Here is a 14,638-nt window from a genome sequence, read left to right on the forward strand (position 1 = left end):
TTGAATTGATTATCGTCTCGCACAGTGCAAAAATTGCGGAAGGGATCCAAGATCTCATGAAAGAGATGGCGCCATCCGTCCCCATTCATTTAGCTGGCGGTCTCGAAGACGGTTCGATCGGAACAGACGTCACCCGCATCTTGGCGGCACTCGAGCAAGTCGAAGGGGAAGCGCTTCTTCTCAGCGATATCGGTTCGGCCACAATGAACGCCGAACTTGCCATCGACATGTACGAAGGAAGTAAAGAGGTCGCATTTTTCGACGGTCCGATTGTCGAAAGTGCATTCATCGCTTCGGTTTCCTCAGGAAACAACATGTCTCTCACAGATATCGTCGAACAGTTGAAGCAACAATGAAAAAGCACCCCGTTCAGGAGAACGGGGTGCTTTTATGTCTTAACGTGGGTTGTCATTCTTTTCATATACGGCATTCATATATGAGCTTGTTGAATAGAAACGTGGTACGACCAAGAACAAAATGAGTGCTGGAATCGCAATCAATAGAAGCAATACCAATACCGGCAACCAGTAGACAATTTCATGACCGAGCATATCGATGTTCGCATCTGCGAATTCGGCTGCTCCTTCAACTTCTACGAGGTCTGCTGATGAGAGGATTTTGTTGTCTGTCGCATCAAAGTAATGGTACTCGGTTTTACGTGTGATGAAGATTCCATCACGAATCGTATCGAGTTCTACGACAGCCGCGATCACTTCGTTGCCATTTGAATGGCGAAGCGTCTCTTCTTTGATGATTTCAGCTGTTCCTTCTTTATAATCGTAATGCGTCGCTTTCAAATCCTCTTCGAGTGCGTCCAAGAACGCTTCGTTCGCTGAGGTATTCATTGGTGCGATTGTTAGAATGAAGATTACTGCAAGCAGGCTTGCCCATGCTTTTTTCAACATCCCCATGTTCCCCCTTCTCTTATTCCAGTTTAGCGTCATTCCTATTGTACCAAGAAGAAAGAAAAAAGTGTGAAGAAAATACTATTAAAATAAGAAAAAAGCGTGTCAATTTTTCGGACGGAATACAGCTTCCATTCGATAAATCGGCTGACCGAGCGCACTGAAGCGCTCTTCATACTCTGTTCGAATATTATCTTCCGGTTCATTTACATGCAAATCAAGTGAAATTTCTGTGAAGAACATCCCGTATTGACTCATGCTTTGAAGAGAATATTCAAAGAGTCCGCGGTTGTCTGTCTTGAAATGAATCTCCCCTGCTTTCGGAAGAATCGCTTCGTATGTCGCTAAAAATGTCTTGTACGTCAAGCGACGTTTCGCATGGCGTGTTTTCGGCCAAGGGTCCGAGAAGTTTAAGTATACGCGGTCGACTTCTCCAGCTTCAAAATATTCGACGAGTCGCTTCGCATCAACCGTCAGTACTCTCACGTTCGGCATCGGTGTCTCGACGAGCTTTTGAACGATTGAGACAGCTACGCTTTCAAATAGTTCGATTGCGATAAAGTTCACGTCCGGATGTTGTTTCGCCATCCCTAAAATAAATTGCCCTTTCCCTGAACCGACTTCGATAAAGAGCGGGTGGTCATTGCCGAACTCGGCGTCCCACTTCCCTTTTAATTGTTCAGGATGTTGAATAAATACGTGTTCTTGAGCTTCCATATATTCTTTTGCCCAAGGCTTATGTCGTAAACGCATGAAAATCCTACCTTTCGTTCATCAAATGTTCAAGTTTAATGGGAATATGCACGTTACGTACGAGCAGTCCTCTTGCGATTATACACGAAATCATAGTTTAATGAACGTGAATCATCCTTCACAAGGAGGTTATATACGATGAGTACATTAGATCAATTCTTAATTTTTTATGCGGCTCCACTTACGTTTTTCGCAGGCGTCATCGCAACGTTCGTTTGGGCTTACTTCATGAATCCAGACGACATCTAAACACATTCAAAAAGGGGTGGCGCACAGCCATCCCTTTTAATTGATTCGTTCATACGCCTCATCGATCAATTCGCGCAGTACATGAAAACCTTCTGTTCGTGCTGCATCGTTTCGTTCCCCATAGATCGTTAAAATCGTTTGGGCAATTGCATACCAATGCATTCGATTATGAAGCTCACTCGAAACCTCGATCCCATAATGCGTGAACCAACGCTCCCATTCCGTCTCTTCGACATAGCTATAGACTACCATCGCCAAATCAAAAGCACGGTCCGCGATGATCGCATCGTCCCAATCCGTCAAATAGAGAAGACCGTTTTCATCTTCAATCCAGTTGTTGTGATTTAAATCAGAGTGGCATACGACGAACTCTTTCTCGTCAACTTTCGGCAAATGGTGTTTTAACCATTGAATCGCCTCTCCAATCGTAGGATCTGTCTCATCTTGTTCATATGCCTCACACTGACGAAGCAATAAGTGCGGCGTCACCGGTGTCTGATTTAATTGTTGTAACATGAATAATAGCTCTTTCGAATCATGAATCTTTCCGAGTTGTGCCGCGACATCTGGTCGCTTCATATCTTCTGGTGAAAGTTCGCGGCTCTCAATGAATTGTTGGGCACTTAATACGTCCCCGTTAAACATCCGCTTTGTCCAAAGAAGTTTCGGAACAATTCCTTCCGCTGAAAGAATCGCCAAGAATGGAGAAGAGTTCCGTTTCACAAAAATCTTCTGTTGGCGCGTCGTCGCTACATACGCTTCGCCTGTAATACCTCCGGCAGAAGCGACTGTCCACTCTTTACCGAGCGCACCGACTATATCTGAATACATATTCATCACGCTCAAATCTTACTTGAAATTAAAGAGATACAATCAACATCTTAACACGCGAGAATCGTCATTGACAACGACTCGACTTGAATGTGTGACGGGTTTCTTTCGATCGGGACGAGGCTGGCAGTCTCCCCCTGAACGTAGACGTTCCATTTCGTATCGCTTTCGAATGTCACTTTTTCGAACGTTCCATTAATATATACGCGTACCCGCTGCCAAGCGTCATACGAGTGGCTCGCCGTCAGTTCATAAATAATGACGCCAGGCGGCGACGGTAAGAATGTGAAATGGTCGATGACTTCCTGACGTGAATCGTAACGGAAGCACGTATGCAGTCGTCGCAGTTTCAAAAGCGTCTTTACATACTCGATCTCACTGATTCGCGCATCGCGTAAGTCCCAATCGAAGTGATTGATGTGGTCTGGTGAATTATAGCTATTCTCTACGCCGTGCTTCGTTCGACCGAACTCTTGACCCGCATGGATAAACGGGATGCCTTGAGACGTGATAACAACCGCATTGGCGAGTCGCTGCATAGCGAGGCGAGTCGCTTCATCAATCCCTTCACATGACAACTGTAAATTATCATAAATCGTATAATTGTCATGGGCTTCGGCATAGTTGATCGAATACGTCGGACTCGGGAAACGTCCAACCGTCACGTTCGGAATATGGACGGCCCCAGTCAGACATTCACGGAGCTCCCATTCTCGCCACTCATTTCCTGAAATGAATCCACGTTCTCGATCATTGAAGGTTGACCCTTTTAAGGCATCCCGAATCATATCGTTGAAGTGTCCGATTCGAGGCATTCGGGCTGCATTTTGCGAAGTCGCCTTTAAGGACTGTCCGAGCGGTGTCGCCAAGTCCCACCCTTCTCCATATACAAGGATGGACGGGTCAACTTTATCAAGGGCGGCTCGCACCTGATTCATCGTCTCGACATCATGGATCCCCATCAAGTCGAAACGGAATCCGTCCACTCGATAAGTTGTCGCAAAGTATGAGACGAAGTCGACAATCATTCGCCGCATCATATAACGTTCCGATGCCGTATCGTTTCCGACACCGGTTCCGTTTGCGACCGTTCCGTCATGCTCATACCGAAAATAATAATAAGGGACGAGAGCCTCGAGCGGTGAATGCTCACGAATATAGATGTGATTCATTACGACGTCTGTGACGACACGAAGACCTGACCGGTGAAGATCCGCGACAAGTGACGCGTACTCGAATACCCGACTCATCGGCACATCCGGGCTAGAGGCGTAACTTCCTTCAAGGCTGAACCAATGAATGGGATCGTAACCCCAGTTATACGGCATGCGTGTCGCTTCATCGACACTTCCGAAATCATGAACGGGTAACAATTGGACATGGGTCACGCCGAGTTCTTTTATATAATCAAGTCCTGCACTGTGTCCGTCTTTCGTCTGAACTCCCTTTTCGCTTACCCCTCCGTATAGACCTTTCAGTTGGCTCAATGATGAGGGATGGCTTGTGAAGTCTCGGATGTGCAGTTCATAGATGACGGCATCGGTCGCTTTCCAAAGAGGTGGACGCGGAGCTTGTTCGACTTGTTCATTCACAAATCGTTCCACGTCTATCAATACCCCGTACTCTCCATTCAAGCTAACAGCTCTCGCATAAGGGTCAACGACTTGTCTCGTATCGACGGGCGTCTTTACTTCTAGACGATATAACATCCCTTCGAACGCTTTTGGCACTTCTCCATTCCACTCCCCACGAGAACCGCGGTGCATATGGAAGCGTTCGAGTTCACGGTGATTCGTGTCGTCATGGACGGTAATCCACATCGAGAGTGCGACAGGCGACCAAACGGTCACTTCCATCCCGTGTGGTGTAAATGAAACACCGAGTGGTCCATCATATGAGAACCGACGCTCGAACTCTTCGGAGCGTACAATTTCTCGTGGAACGATGACCGTCGTCTTTTGTCCCGGATGAAACACCGTATACATCATGTCTAAAGAAATGGGTTCATATAGTCGCAGAATTTGTTCAATCATCCCTGATTCGTTCACATGTTGTTGTTCGACCATGTAGTCGATCGGGCGTCCATTCTGTTCAATTTGTACTGGAACGGATTCATATTCGCGCACAATCTCAAGTTGTATAGTCTCAAACGATACGAAAGACGCGCTCTCAATGGTTACATGCGAGGCCGTCTTTTGATCTGGTGTATGATGCATATGCGTCCCTTCCTCTCAATCACTGATCCATAAATTGACGAATCGGCATCTTGGCTGTCACTTCTAACAATGTGGCGACATCACGGACTTGTTGCGCTTTTACAATCGGTGCACGCCCATTCACTTGTTTCATCCACTCTCTATACTCATTTCGTCCCACATAATGCGTCGTTCGAACGCTCGGAACGTTATCAAAATAACCATCTGCTGCAATGACGACCTTTTGAAGTACACCCGCATAGTTCGGCACAATTTGGCGAACGAGTTCTTCGGTGCGTGTTAACGCAATGAGCGGGTTCACTACACGAGTATTTTCCCCTTTCAGCGGTTGATGAACCCACGTCTTCTCTTTCGATATGTGATAGATGCTTCTGTCTCCCTCGAGCCACTCTACGATATAGAGATGCGTCGGACCGACAAGGACGTGACTTAATTCAACGGTCGCACCGTTCCACTCAATGACGGGACGATAAAAAAAGAAGTGTCGTTCATTCCATTCGGAACGCATCACGCGATATGCAAAATCTCGTGTGAATGCCAAATATGGTAAATCTGCCTCAAGCACCCCTTCACAAGCAAACTGCAGTTTTTGGATGTGTCGGCGCTCTCGAAGTAATTTCTGATACTGTGATTCGGCGAGTGGTTTCGGTTCTAGTTCAATCCGTTCCGACTTCGCCCAAAATTTCCACCACGGTCGATCGATCTCAAGCACTTCGACTGGACTCAGTCGATTGTTTTCATGAAGACGCTGCAAACGGGCCGTATCAGATTCTACATATTCTAAATAGCGATTATATTGGTCCAATACATCACGTTCATATTTTGAGATTACGTCAAAAATTTTAACCGGGATTGCCATATGTCCTCCTCTGGCCGTCTTAACGGAAATACTTCAATCGCCCTATAGGACGGAGTATGATTCGGCTGCACTTCATACAGGATCACTTCTTCCACCGACTCGGTCACGTTGAACTCGGGTGGGACGTAAGCAATCCGTTCCCCCTTGTCCCACTTTTTTGCGAGAGTGACATGAGGGACGAATGTTTTTCGGTCTAAATTCGGAATCAATGGGACGAGCTCTTGACGCAGCGCCGTCGCAAATCGCTGAAGAGCATCTGACGCATCAGGTACAATCGTCAACACGCGTGGACGGTCCGCTCTCCCGAAATGGTCGATGGCATGAAACGTCAACGTGAACGGAAGGGTCTCTTGACTGATTCTTCTAGTGATTTCTTTCACTTCATCCAGCTCCTCACCATCGATCCCCCCTAAAAATTGTATCGTCAAATGAAACTCGTCCGGTCGATAAATTCGACGATACGAGTAATACGGTAAGATGGCTTGTTGCACAGCGGCGAGTTCGGCCGCTTCGATCGGAATCGCAATAAAATAATGTGTGCTCATCTGATTCATCCTTTCAGTGCGCGACGTGACAGTCCAATCCAAATCACTGCCCCGATTGCCGTGACAATCGTATACATCCAAAATACGCCGATGATGTCATCGAGTTCGATGATTGTACCACTCAACTTGTTGAATCCCGCTGTCGCAAGTCCTGAAGTCAACGCCATGTAAACACCGATTGCTGTTGAAGAGACTTGACGGTCGACAAGTTTCCGGACGAACTGAAGCGCGACCGGAATTAAAAGTCCGACGACGAGACCTTGTGCAATCGCCAGAATCCAAACAACCCAAATAGGTGGCTCCAATGCAAGGATTCCATTTCGCATGGCCGAGATGGCTGCCGCCCCGACGAGTACCGGGACACTGCCGAAGCGTTCTACAAATTGTGACGCCACTTTCATGAAGGGAATTTCAAACAAAACCGCGACGAGGAATAGTGTTCCGACGAGCGTCGTCGATCCCCCGCTACTTGTCACGTATAATCCAAAATAATAGTTGTTCGCATAAATTGGTCCGAAGACGAGCATGCCCCCGAGCAGAAAGAATAAGAAGGACTTATTCCATACAGCTGTCCATGAAATCGGAGCTAACGTGACGTCACGAATCGAGCTCTTTTCCGGAATCATTCGGACGAACACACTTCCGAGGATCAGTAGGACGGCACTTAATACGAACGTACTAGCAAGGCCCCACGTCGTATCGGAAATCCACCCCATCGCAAACACCGCGATGGCAAAACCTGCCGACCCATACAAACGAATCGCTCCATAATCCACTTTTGAACGTGTCGTATAGTCGAGTGTCATCATATCGACGAGCGGAATGTGTGCACATTGGAATACTGACCAAATCACCATGAGCATCACAATCCATACATATGAAGTCGCTACTAAAAAAGTAAACGAAATGAGGGCTGCGCTTAACATCGCTAACATGAGCCACGCCTTCACCCGCCCGGTGCGGTCGGTCAACATTCCCCAAAGTGGTTGTACACCAATCGAAAGAATGGGAAGAATGGCCACGATATTTCCGACCTGACTAGGACTCAGTCCAAATTGATCTTGTGAAAAATATAAAGCCATATAAGGGATCAATGCCCCTTGTGCAAAGAAAATGGCGACGTACACAGATTGAAACAATCTTTTTTGCGAATTCAATGATAACTTCCTTCCTAAAGGACAGAGAGCCGACTACATCAGTCAGCTCTCCACGGTTCTTATTTAGCGAGCTCGTAAATCGCTTCAGCATAAATCGCTGCTGCGCGTAATAAATCTTCTATCTCCATATATTCATCGACCTGATGCGCCACATCTTTAGCGCCTGGGAACAATGCACCGAATGCGACCCCCGCCTCGAGTGAACGGGCGTAAGTTCCCCCACCGATTGCCATCAAGTTCGCATGCTCCCCCGTCTGACGTTCGTACACACTCGCGAGCGTCTTCACGAGCGGATGATCTTCAGCCACGTGATGTGGTGGCATATGTTGACGCGTCTTCAATTCGAAACCGAGCGACAACGCGATTTCACGTAGGTTTTGCAACCGCTCTTCAAACTTCGCTGTATAAGGATAGCGAATGTTAACCGTAGCCGTACGCTCATCTTCGCGATAGCGGAACACACCACCGTTGATCGTCAAATCACCTGTCTCGTCACTCGCCTCAATCCCAAGCGAAATCCCGCGAGAATCGGCAAACACATGACGAACGAGTTCAATATAGCGTTCCCCTTGAATATCGAGAGGAAGGTGCAACAGGAATCCAGCGAGGACGTAGGCCGCGTTGATCCCGTTATCCGGTTCCATCGCGTGTGCCGCTTTTCCTTTCATCGTGAACGTATATGTGCCGCGATCATACACGCATGTCCCGTCCGCTTCATACTTTTCAAGATAAGCCTCGAACTTTTCTTCGAGTACTTCGTCTGTCTTCAATTCAGCTTTCGCGAAGTCCGGCACCATATTCGGACGCTCTCCACTCGTGAATGAGAGAAGGTGATACGCCGACTCTGGTGCGCGTTGAATCGGAAGTTGTGTCAATACACCGTCATATAGCCCTTTCTCCGCGTTAATGATTGGGAAGTCCGCGTCTGGTGCAAAGCCGTATGTCGGCATCTGTTCTTGTTTAAAGTATTCGCGGACACAGCGCCACTCGCTCTCCTCGTCACAACCTGCGATTAGGCGGACACGTTTCGAGAGCGGTAACCCGAGCTCTTTGACGATACGTAAACCGTAGTAAGCAGCCATCGATGGTCCTTTGTCATCATTACTTCCGCGAGCGACGATTTTTCCGTCCGATGTAATCGTCGGATTGAACGCACCATATGTCCATCCTTCACCAGCAGGAACGACATCAAGGTGACATAAAATCCCGACGATGTCCTCACCATCCCCATACTCCAAGTGTCCTGCATATCCACCGACGTCCTTCGTTTTAAAGCCATCTCGCTCACCGAGTTCAAACATGTAGTCGAGCGCTTTTCGAACCTCTGGCCCGAATGGCATGTTCGGCGCGGCTTTTGATTCATCGAGCACGCTAGGGATTTGTAATAATCCTTTTAAATCTTCTAAAAATGCATCTTTACGATTGTCGACTTCTTGTCTCCAATTCATGTTCTTCTCCCCTTTTGCGAATGTTCTCTCCCTTACTAGTATATCCAAATGAATGAAAGACGAACATTCATTTAGAAAAGTTTTTTTCGTTCGTGTTTGACCTTGTTTTAAATACTAAAACACAATCTTCATTCGATATTTACGTTCATAATCAAATCTTTACAAACAGATTGTTCGTGCTTTCTGCTTGCTTTTTTGCACAGGAGCGGTATACTAAAGGTGTAATTTTAGAAAATAACAATTTTATATTTCATTTTGTCGTCTGTAGGTATGGTTTGTCATTATTCTACACATTGGGAGGTTATCCAATGAAAGGCTCAACAGATCGGATGTTAACGCGCATCAAGTCCATTTATTTGTTCATCAATGAAAGGGAGACAGTTACCACTTCAGAACTAGTAGAAGAGTTCGGCATTACGTCGCGCACTGTGCAACGTGATTTGAACGTACTTGAGTACAATAATCTTGTGGAGAGCCCTAGCCGTGGCACGTGGACTTCATCGAAACGTTCACTCAAGACGGCAAATTGAAACGTATATGTAGATTCAAGAGACCTGACATTCAGGTCTCTTTTTTGATTAAAAAAAAGAGAATCCGCCCCATCGGACAGATTCCCTCTCACCTCTTTAATTATTGAAGAAACAATTGAACCTCTTCTTCCGTCAACTCACGATATGCCCCGAGCTCGAGCGTTTCATCAAGTTCTAGCTCCCCGATTTGAACACGCTCTAATCGCTCGACGTGTTTGCCTACCGCCGCGACCATTCGTTTCACTTGATGATATTTCCCCTCAGACAACGTGAGACGAATGACAGAGCGACGCCCGCTCCGACTCAAAATCTCGAGTCGGGCCGGCTTCGTCGTATATCCATCTTCTAATTCGACGCCGTTTGCAAACGCTTTGATGTCGTCCACGGTCATCTCCCCATCGACTTCGGCGATATACACCTTGTCGACATGTTTACGTGGTGACATGAGCGCATGGTTAAACGCACCATCGTTTGTAATGAGGAGAAGGCCAGTCGTATCTTTGTCGAGACGTCCGACCGGGAAGAGGTCGTAATGGGCATACTCCGGATCGATCAACTCGATGACCGTCGTCTCGACTTGATCTTCCGTCGCACTGATGACCCCTTCCGGCTTGTTCATCATGAAATAGATGTACGGACGATATTCAACGACTTCCCCAAAAACGGTGACCCGTTCTGATTCTGGGTTAACGTGCCGCTTCGCATCTTTTACAGGCACATCATCGACTCGTACTGCCCCTTGTTTTAATAGGATTTTTACATCTTTTCGTGACCCATATCCCATGTTCGATAGCAATTTATCAATTCGCATTATCCGTTCCTCCGATATTCAAAGCGTTTCCCTAATAATTTCCCTGCAAGATGGCTGCGCCAACCGAGATATCCGTATACGAGAATCCCGACAATGACACCGACGATTGTCGCAAAGATGTCATTTCCCCAACTCGCTTCTTCTTGCAACGTGACGAGAAGAGAAAGGTAAACAGCCGCAAACATCGCCGCCCCCATCAAGAACATTAAGATGGTCCGACGAAGCAACTGCTTGTATGGGAAATGTAGAGACCGCTGAATCATCCATACCATGAGCACGATCGCCACGATGTATCCAGCAATCGTCGCATAACCCGCACCGATGCCACCGAGCCAATAAACGAACGGCACGTTCAGGGCGAGTTTCGCCAATAGCCCCATCGATGTAGCAAAGATGGTGAAGTACTGACGGTTAATCCCTTGGAGGATCGCAGCCGCAACCGAGTAATAGGCTAAGAAGAAAGCACTCGGTGCATAATGAAGTAAATACACCCAGCCTTCACGGTCTCCCGGGAACAACGTCCCAAACAGCGGCTCCGCGAGAGCCACGAGACCGATGACAGCAGGAATTGTCACGAAGAACGAAACTTGGAAAATATGGTTGACCTGATTTCGTACCTTTTGCATATCTCCTGTCGTGAAGGAACGAGTCACGAGCGGGATGGTCGCCATCGAGACACTCGCCGCAACCGACACAGGGATCAATACAATTTTATGTGCGTTTCCGGTCAAGAATCCATAAGCCGATGTCGCTTCGGATACGGTCGCACCCGAACTGAGTAATGTATTGACCATCGTCAACTGATCAATCAGCTGATAGAGAGGGGTCGATACCCCGACCATCACGATTGGGATCGAGTAACTGAGCAACTCGAGTAACAACGACTTCATCGAACGGACAGGTGTGCCCGCTGGATTATCCGTCTGACGATGGATGTCTTTTCGACGCTTCCAGTACATCATGAGTACGACGAAACTACCGATTGCCCCGACAAAAGCACTGAACGTCGCAATCGTGACGGCAATGACTTTCAATCCATTCAGTTCAGTCGTCTCGACGGATTGCGTTCCCCCAAGAGCGTTCGCGATTGGTCGAATGAAATCAGAGTCCGCAAAGACGAACAAGACGAGCATCGTCCCGCTGAGAAGGAATAGAATGCGCACGATTTGTTCGACGACTTGTGAGATTGCCGTCGGAGCCATGTCTTGATGTCCTTGGAAATAACCACGAACCATACTCATCGCCGGGATGAGCAGTAACGCAAAACTGACGCTTCTCGTCACGAGTGTGAGCGAATCAATGTATTGCTGATTGTTCTCCGAATTTCGGACCATCAGCTCGGATAGCCATGGTGCCGCAAAAAAGAGTAATAAAAAAGCGACGACACCGGTCGCAAGCATCAGCTTCATTCCTTGTCGGAACAATCGTTGACTCGTTCCGTATTCCCCTAGCGCATTATATTTGGCGATAAATTTCGAGACGGCAACAGGAATCCCTGCCGTCGATATGGAGATCATGATTGCGTAATACGTATAAGCCGCTTGATACAACGTCACTCCGGCAATCCCGACCATCGCTTGGAACGGGAATGTGTACAACAGCCCTAACATCCGGGAAATCAAGTTTCCCGCCGATAAAAGAAGCGTTCCTTTGACGAAGGAGGCTCTTCCAGAATCTTGTTTGGCGCTTGATGACATGAGGCACCTCCATCTATAAATCAACTATTCATATGAATTCGGTTTTACAAAACAACCGCTTCTCATTATACTCTTACTGTTACGGATAATAAAGTTACGATAATTTTACTAATCATATAGATGAAGAAATGAGGAGATTTTACATGAAAGATGTCATCGTCATCGGCGGAGGTCCAAGCGGACTTATGGCAACGTATGCGGCTGCAAAGAGCGGCGCATCGACCTTGTTGATTGATAAAGGGTCTAAACTCGGTCGGAAATTAGCGATTTCAGGTGGAGGGCGTTGTAACGTCACGAACCGAAAACCAATCGATGAATTGATTCAGTTCATCCCTGGGAACGGCCGCTTCTTATATAGCGCCCTCGCCCAGTTCGACAACCAATCGATTATCGACCTCTTTACAGGATTCGGCATCCCGCTGAAAGAAGAGGACAACGGGCGCATGTTCCCTGTGACGGACAAGGCACAAGACGTGGTCAACACGTTGCTTCGTGCGATTGAAGACCTCGGTGTCGAGATTCGAAAAAAAGCAGAAGTCAAAACGCTACATTTTAATGAAGAAAACGAGTTTCACGCGGTCGAGCTGATGGACGGAGAAATGATTGAAGCGAAAGCATGTGTCGTCGCGGTCGGCGGACAATCCGTCCCTCACACCGGTTCGACGGGTGACGGTTATCCGTGGGCACAAAAAGCCGGGCATACGATTACGGAACTATTCCCGACAGAAGTACCGATCAAGTTGAACGATTCGTTCATCGGAACGAAACAACTTCAGGGATTATCATTACGTGACGTCGCTTTGACGGTACACGGCAAAAAAGGAAAAGCCATCAAGACGCACCAAGGCGACATGATCTTTACCCATTTCGGGATCTCAGGTCCAATCGCACTCCGTTGCAGTCAGTATACGATTAAAGAACGGAAGCGCAGCAAAGAACAAGTCGTACTCTTGTCACTCGACTTCTTCCCGGACACGTCACGAGATGCGCTCGTCCAGGAACTGTGGAACCAAGTGCAGAGCCAACCGAAGCGTGCCGTTAAAAACGTATGGAAAGGCTATATCCCCGAGCGACTTCTTGACTTGTTGCTAGAAGAACTCGCATTTGGAGAAGAAGATGCGAGTCAGTTAAAGAAGCAATCCGTCATTGATTTCGCAACGCGTTTGAAAATGTTTGAGATGCACGCCGTCGGGACACTCGACTTTGACAAAGCATTTGTCACAGGTGGTGGCGTTTCGGTTAAGGAAGTTGCGCCACAGACGATGATGTCAAAGAAAGCACCAGGTCTCTTCTTTGCTGGTGAAGTGCTCGACATTCATGGATACACAGGCGGCTACAACATCACGGCCGCTTTCACGACAGGACATTGCGCCGGATCTCACGCAGCTGAACTGGCCACAGAGCGGTAATGGGTTCAGTCCAACGCATCGTCTGCGTTCTATCGTGATCATTAAACAATTAAAAGGCTTGATCCTGTCTCATTCAGGGTCAAGCCTTTTAACATTCTTTTTCAACTTAATTTTCCAATTCCATCACATCTCGATACTTGTATTTTTCTAAAAGCTCATGATCTTCTTTGAAGGTCCATTCGGGAATCGACAGCTCTGGGTGCTCCGTCAAATAGTCATGGAGCACATCCCTCCCTAGAATATAGTTACTCCACCGTGGCATATCTTTTTGATAATTACCAACCGCAAAATCGGTATAGGTTGTTTCATAATCATTCACTCGGCTCGCGATGTGTTCCATGGTCGCTTCATCAATCTTTACATTCCACGGGGGAGTCACATCTTTGACGATGTGATCAGCAAACGTATCGGCTTTCCCTTCAATAATGACAGAATCGAAAATTGTATTAAGACGGAACCCAGGGTGATTCTGAACAATCAGATGGTGATACTCGTGAGCCGTCGAATAGGCTAGCACACCTTTGTCAAAATCTGTATCGAGAAACAAGATGAATGCGTCCTTGTACGCCGCTCCTGCTACACCTTTCAACGGTTCACTATCGTAGAAAAATTCAGGATTATACGGGGCAACAAACACCGTACCTTTCTTTTTAGGAAGGATTTGATTTGAATCTGCGTATGTCGATGCAATAATCTCTTTAATCTCGTCATGCTGATTGATCAACGTATCCAGTTGCTTCAGCAATTGTTGCTTATGAGGAGTCGGCTTTAGTGAAAAATCAGTTTTCAATATGGATGTATCAATCTTTTCTTCCTCTCCGACCTCTCCTATGTAATCTAATACATATTTCTTGAAGTTTTGTTTGTTCTCCTCCGCATCGGTTGTTTCAAGGGATGCATTCAAATATTGTTGGTATTGGGTGTAAAGTGGGACGATTGTCAATTCATTCTCTTCGTTGATTTTTATCGTTTCGATTGAAACGTCAGGCTCAGACGTTTTAGATTCTGACGTTTTTTCATCATTGCTACATGATGCTAACAGAAGTACTGAACTACAACATAGAATACCGAATAATTTTTTCAGCTGAATGACCTCCATCTCAATGATCAATATTCATCGCTCGCTTACTTATGTTAAATTATACCATTAATTACTCTCATGACCTTCCTAATCTCATCTAATACCATGATGTCATTATGACCTTCACAACAAAAAACGACTCAAACC

General features: G+C 46.8%; 15 protein-coding genes. 4 read left to right on the plus strand and 11 right to left on the minus strand.

The window, feature by feature from the left end; translation table 11 throughout:
* Positions 1-5: 5 nt before the first annotated feature.
* Complete coding sequence (dhaM, locus tag KNP04_RS02550) at positions 6-356, plus strand: dihydroxyacetone kinase phosphoryl donor subunit DhaM (protein ID WP_251129807.1); 351 nt, start codon at positions 6-8, stop codon at positions 354-356.
* Positions 357-395: 39 nt separating this feature from the next.
* On the opposite strand, the gene KNP04_RS02555 is transcribed toward dhaM, so the two are convergent.
* Both KNP04_RS02555 and trmB read right to left on the minus strand, forming a co-directional pair.
* On the minus strand, positions 396-905 hold the full coding sequence (locus tag KNP04_RS02555) for a hypothetical protein (protein WP_251126055.1): 510 nt from the start codon (positions 903-905) through the stop codon (positions 396-398).
* A 105-nt stretch (positions 906-1,010) separates the two neighbouring features.
* The gene (trmB, locus tag KNP04_RS02560) at positions 1,011-1,658 is read right to left on the minus strand and encodes a tRNA (guanosine(46)-N7)-methyltransferase TrmB (RefSeq protein WP_074033469.1); all 648 of its coding nucleotides are present in this window, start codon (positions 1,656-1,658) and stop codon (positions 1,011-1,013) included.
* A gap of 138 nt (positions 1,659-1,796) precedes the next feature.
* On the opposite strand from trmB, the gene KNP04_RS15520 reads away from it, so the two are divergent.
* Positions 1,797-1,907, plus strand: a complete 111-nt coding sequence (locus KNP04_RS15520) for a hypothetical protein (RefSeq protein WP_012726769.1) — start codon at positions 1,797-1,799, stop codon at positions 1,905-1,907.
* A 36-nt stretch (positions 1,908-1,943) separates the two neighbouring features.
* On the opposite strand, the gene KNP04_RS02565 is transcribed toward KNP04_RS15520, so the two are convergent.
* The 6 genes from KNP04_RS02565 to pepV form a co-directional block, all read right to left on the minus strand.
* Positions 1,944-2,738, minus strand: a complete 795-nt coding sequence (locus KNP04_RS02565) for a phosphotransferase family protein (protein WP_214820447.1) — start codon at positions 2,736-2,738, stop codon at positions 1,944-1,946.
* A gap of 50 nt (positions 2,739-2,788) precedes the next feature.
* Entirely contained in the window at positions 2,789-4,954 is a 2,166-nt protein-coding gene (gene pulA / locus KNP04_RS02570; protein WP_214874566.1) for a type I pullulanase, read from the minus strand.
* Between the two features lie 19 nt (positions 4,955-4,973).
* Complete coding sequence (locus tag KNP04_RS02575; RefSeq protein ID WP_214874567.1) at positions 4,974-5,813, minus strand: NERD domain-containing protein; 840 nt, start codon at positions 5,811-5,813, stop codon at positions 4,974-4,976.
* On the minus strand, positions 5,783-6,358 hold the full coding sequence (gene thpR, locus KNP04_RS02580) for an RNA 2',3'-cyclic phosphodiesterase (protein ID WP_214874568.1): 576 nt from the start codon (positions 6,356-6,358) through the stop codon (positions 5,783-5,785). The genes KNP04_RS02575 and thpR overlap by 31 nt, the downstream gene beginning before the upstream one ends.
* 5 nt (positions 6,359-6,363) lie before the next feature.
* A complete protein-coding gene (locus KNP04_RS02585; RefSeq protein ID WP_353047912.1) occupies positions 6,364-7,485 on the minus strand; it encodes an MFS transporter in 1,122 nt (373 codons plus the stop codon).
* A gap of 89 nt (positions 7,486-7,574) precedes the next feature.
* Positions 7,575-8,963: a dipeptidase PepV gene (gene pepV / locus KNP04_RS02590; protein WP_214874570.1), complete on the minus strand. Its 1,389-nt coding sequence runs from the start codon at positions 8,961-8,963 to the stop codon at positions 7,575-7,577.
* Between the two features lie 308 nt (positions 8,964-9,271).
* Between pepV and KNP04_RS02595 the strand changes: the two genes are divergently transcribed.
* Complete coding sequence (locus KNP04_RS02595; RefSeq protein WP_074033475.1) at positions 9,272-9,493, plus strand: DeoR family transcriptional regulator; 222 nt, start codon at positions 9,272-9,274, stop codon at positions 9,491-9,493.
* A 100-nt stretch (positions 9,494-9,593) separates the two neighbouring features.
* Here KNP04_RS02595 and KNP04_RS02600 read toward each other — a convergent pair whose 3' ends face one another.
* Both KNP04_RS02600 and KNP04_RS02605 read right to left on the minus strand, forming a co-directional pair.
* Positions 9,594-10,304 carry a pseudouridine synthase gene (locus KNP04_RS02600; protein ID WP_214874571.1) on the minus strand — a complete coding sequence of 237 codons (711 nt, stop codon included), beginning with the start codon at positions 10,302-10,304 and terminating at the stop codon, positions 9,594-9,596.
* Positions 10,304-12,001, minus strand: a complete 1,698-nt coding sequence (locus KNP04_RS02605) for a putative polysaccharide biosynthesis protein (RefSeq protein WP_214874572.1) — start codon at positions 11,999-12,001, stop codon at positions 10,304-10,306. The genes KNP04_RS02600 and KNP04_RS02605 overlap by 1 nt, the downstream gene beginning before the upstream one ends.
* Positions 12,002-12,144: 143 nt before the next feature.
* On the opposite strand from KNP04_RS02605, the gene KNP04_RS02610 reads away from it, so the two are divergent.
* The gene (locus KNP04_RS02610; protein ID WP_214693360.1) at positions 12,145-13,410 is read left to right on the plus strand and encodes a BaiN/RdsA family NAD(P)/FAD-dependent oxidoreductase; all 1,266 of its coding nucleotides are present in this window, start codon (positions 12,145-12,147) and stop codon (positions 13,408-13,410) included.
* A gap of 106 nt (positions 13,411-13,516) precedes the next feature.
* Here the strand turns inward: KNP04_RS02610 and KNP04_RS02615 are convergent, their stop codons facing one another.
* A complete protein-coding gene (locus tag KNP04_RS02615) occupies positions 13,517-14,509 on the minus strand; it encodes a DUF2268 domain-containing putative Zn-dependent protease (RefSeq protein ID WP_214874573.1) in 993 nt (330 codons plus the stop codon).
* Positions 14,510-14,638: the final 129 nt, after the last annotated feature.

The sequence above is a fragment of the Exiguobacterium sp. CH10 genome, assembly GCF_018617635.1.
Classification (GTDB): Bacteria; Bacillota; Bacilli; order Exiguobacteriales; family Exiguobacteriaceae; genus Exiguobacterium; species Exiguobacterium aestuarii_A.

Coding starts and splice junctions, on each gene's coding strand:
- KNP04_RS02615 (WP_214874573.1), bottom strand. CDS start 14,509: ATGGAGGTCATTCAGCTGAAAAAATTATTCGGTATTCTATGTTGTAGT.
- KNP04_RS15520 (WP_012726769.1), top strand. CDS start 1,797: ATGAGTACATTAGATCAATTCTTAATTTTTTATGCGGCTCCACTTACG.
- KNP04_RS02610 (WP_214693360.1), top strand. CDS start 12,145: ATGAAAGATGTCATCGTCATCGGCGGAGGTCCAAGCGGACTTATGGCA.
- KNP04_RS02555 (WP_251126055.1), bottom strand. CDS start 905: ATGTTGAAAAAAGCATGGGCAAGCCTGCTTGCAGTAATCTTCATTCTA.
- KNP04_RS02605 (WP_214874572.1), bottom strand. CDS start 12,001: ATGTCATCAAGCGCCAAACAAGATTCTGGAAGAGCCTCCTTCGTCAAA.
- thpR (WP_214874568.1), bottom strand. CDS start 6,358: ATGAGCACACATTATTTTATTGCGATTCCGATCGAAGCGGCCGAACTC.
- KNP04_RS02600 (WP_214874571.1), bottom strand. CDS start 10,304: ATGCGAATTGATAAATTGCTATCGAACATGGGATATGGGTCACGAAAA.
- pepV (WP_214874570.1), bottom strand. CDS start 8,963: ATGAATTGGAGACAAGAAGTCGACAATCGTAAAGATGCATTTTTAGAA.
- KNP04_RS02595 (WP_074033475.1), top strand. CDS start 9,272: ATGAAAGGCTCAACAGATCGGATGTTAACGCGCATCAAGTCCATTTAT.
- pulA (WP_214874566.1), bottom strand. CDS start 4,954: ATGCATCATACACCAGATCAAAAGACGGCCTCGCATGTAACCATTGAG.
- trmB (WP_074033469.1), bottom strand. CDS start 1,658: ATGCGTTTACGACATAAGCCTTGGGCAAAAGAATATATGGAAGCTCAA.
- KNP04_RS02565 (WP_214820447.1), bottom strand. CDS start 2,738: ATGTATTCAGATATAGTCGGTGCGCTCGGTAAAGAGTGGACAGTCGCT.
- KNP04_RS02575 (WP_214874567.1), bottom strand. CDS start 5,813: ATGGCAATCCCGGTTAAAATTTTTGACGTAATCTCAAAATATGAACGT.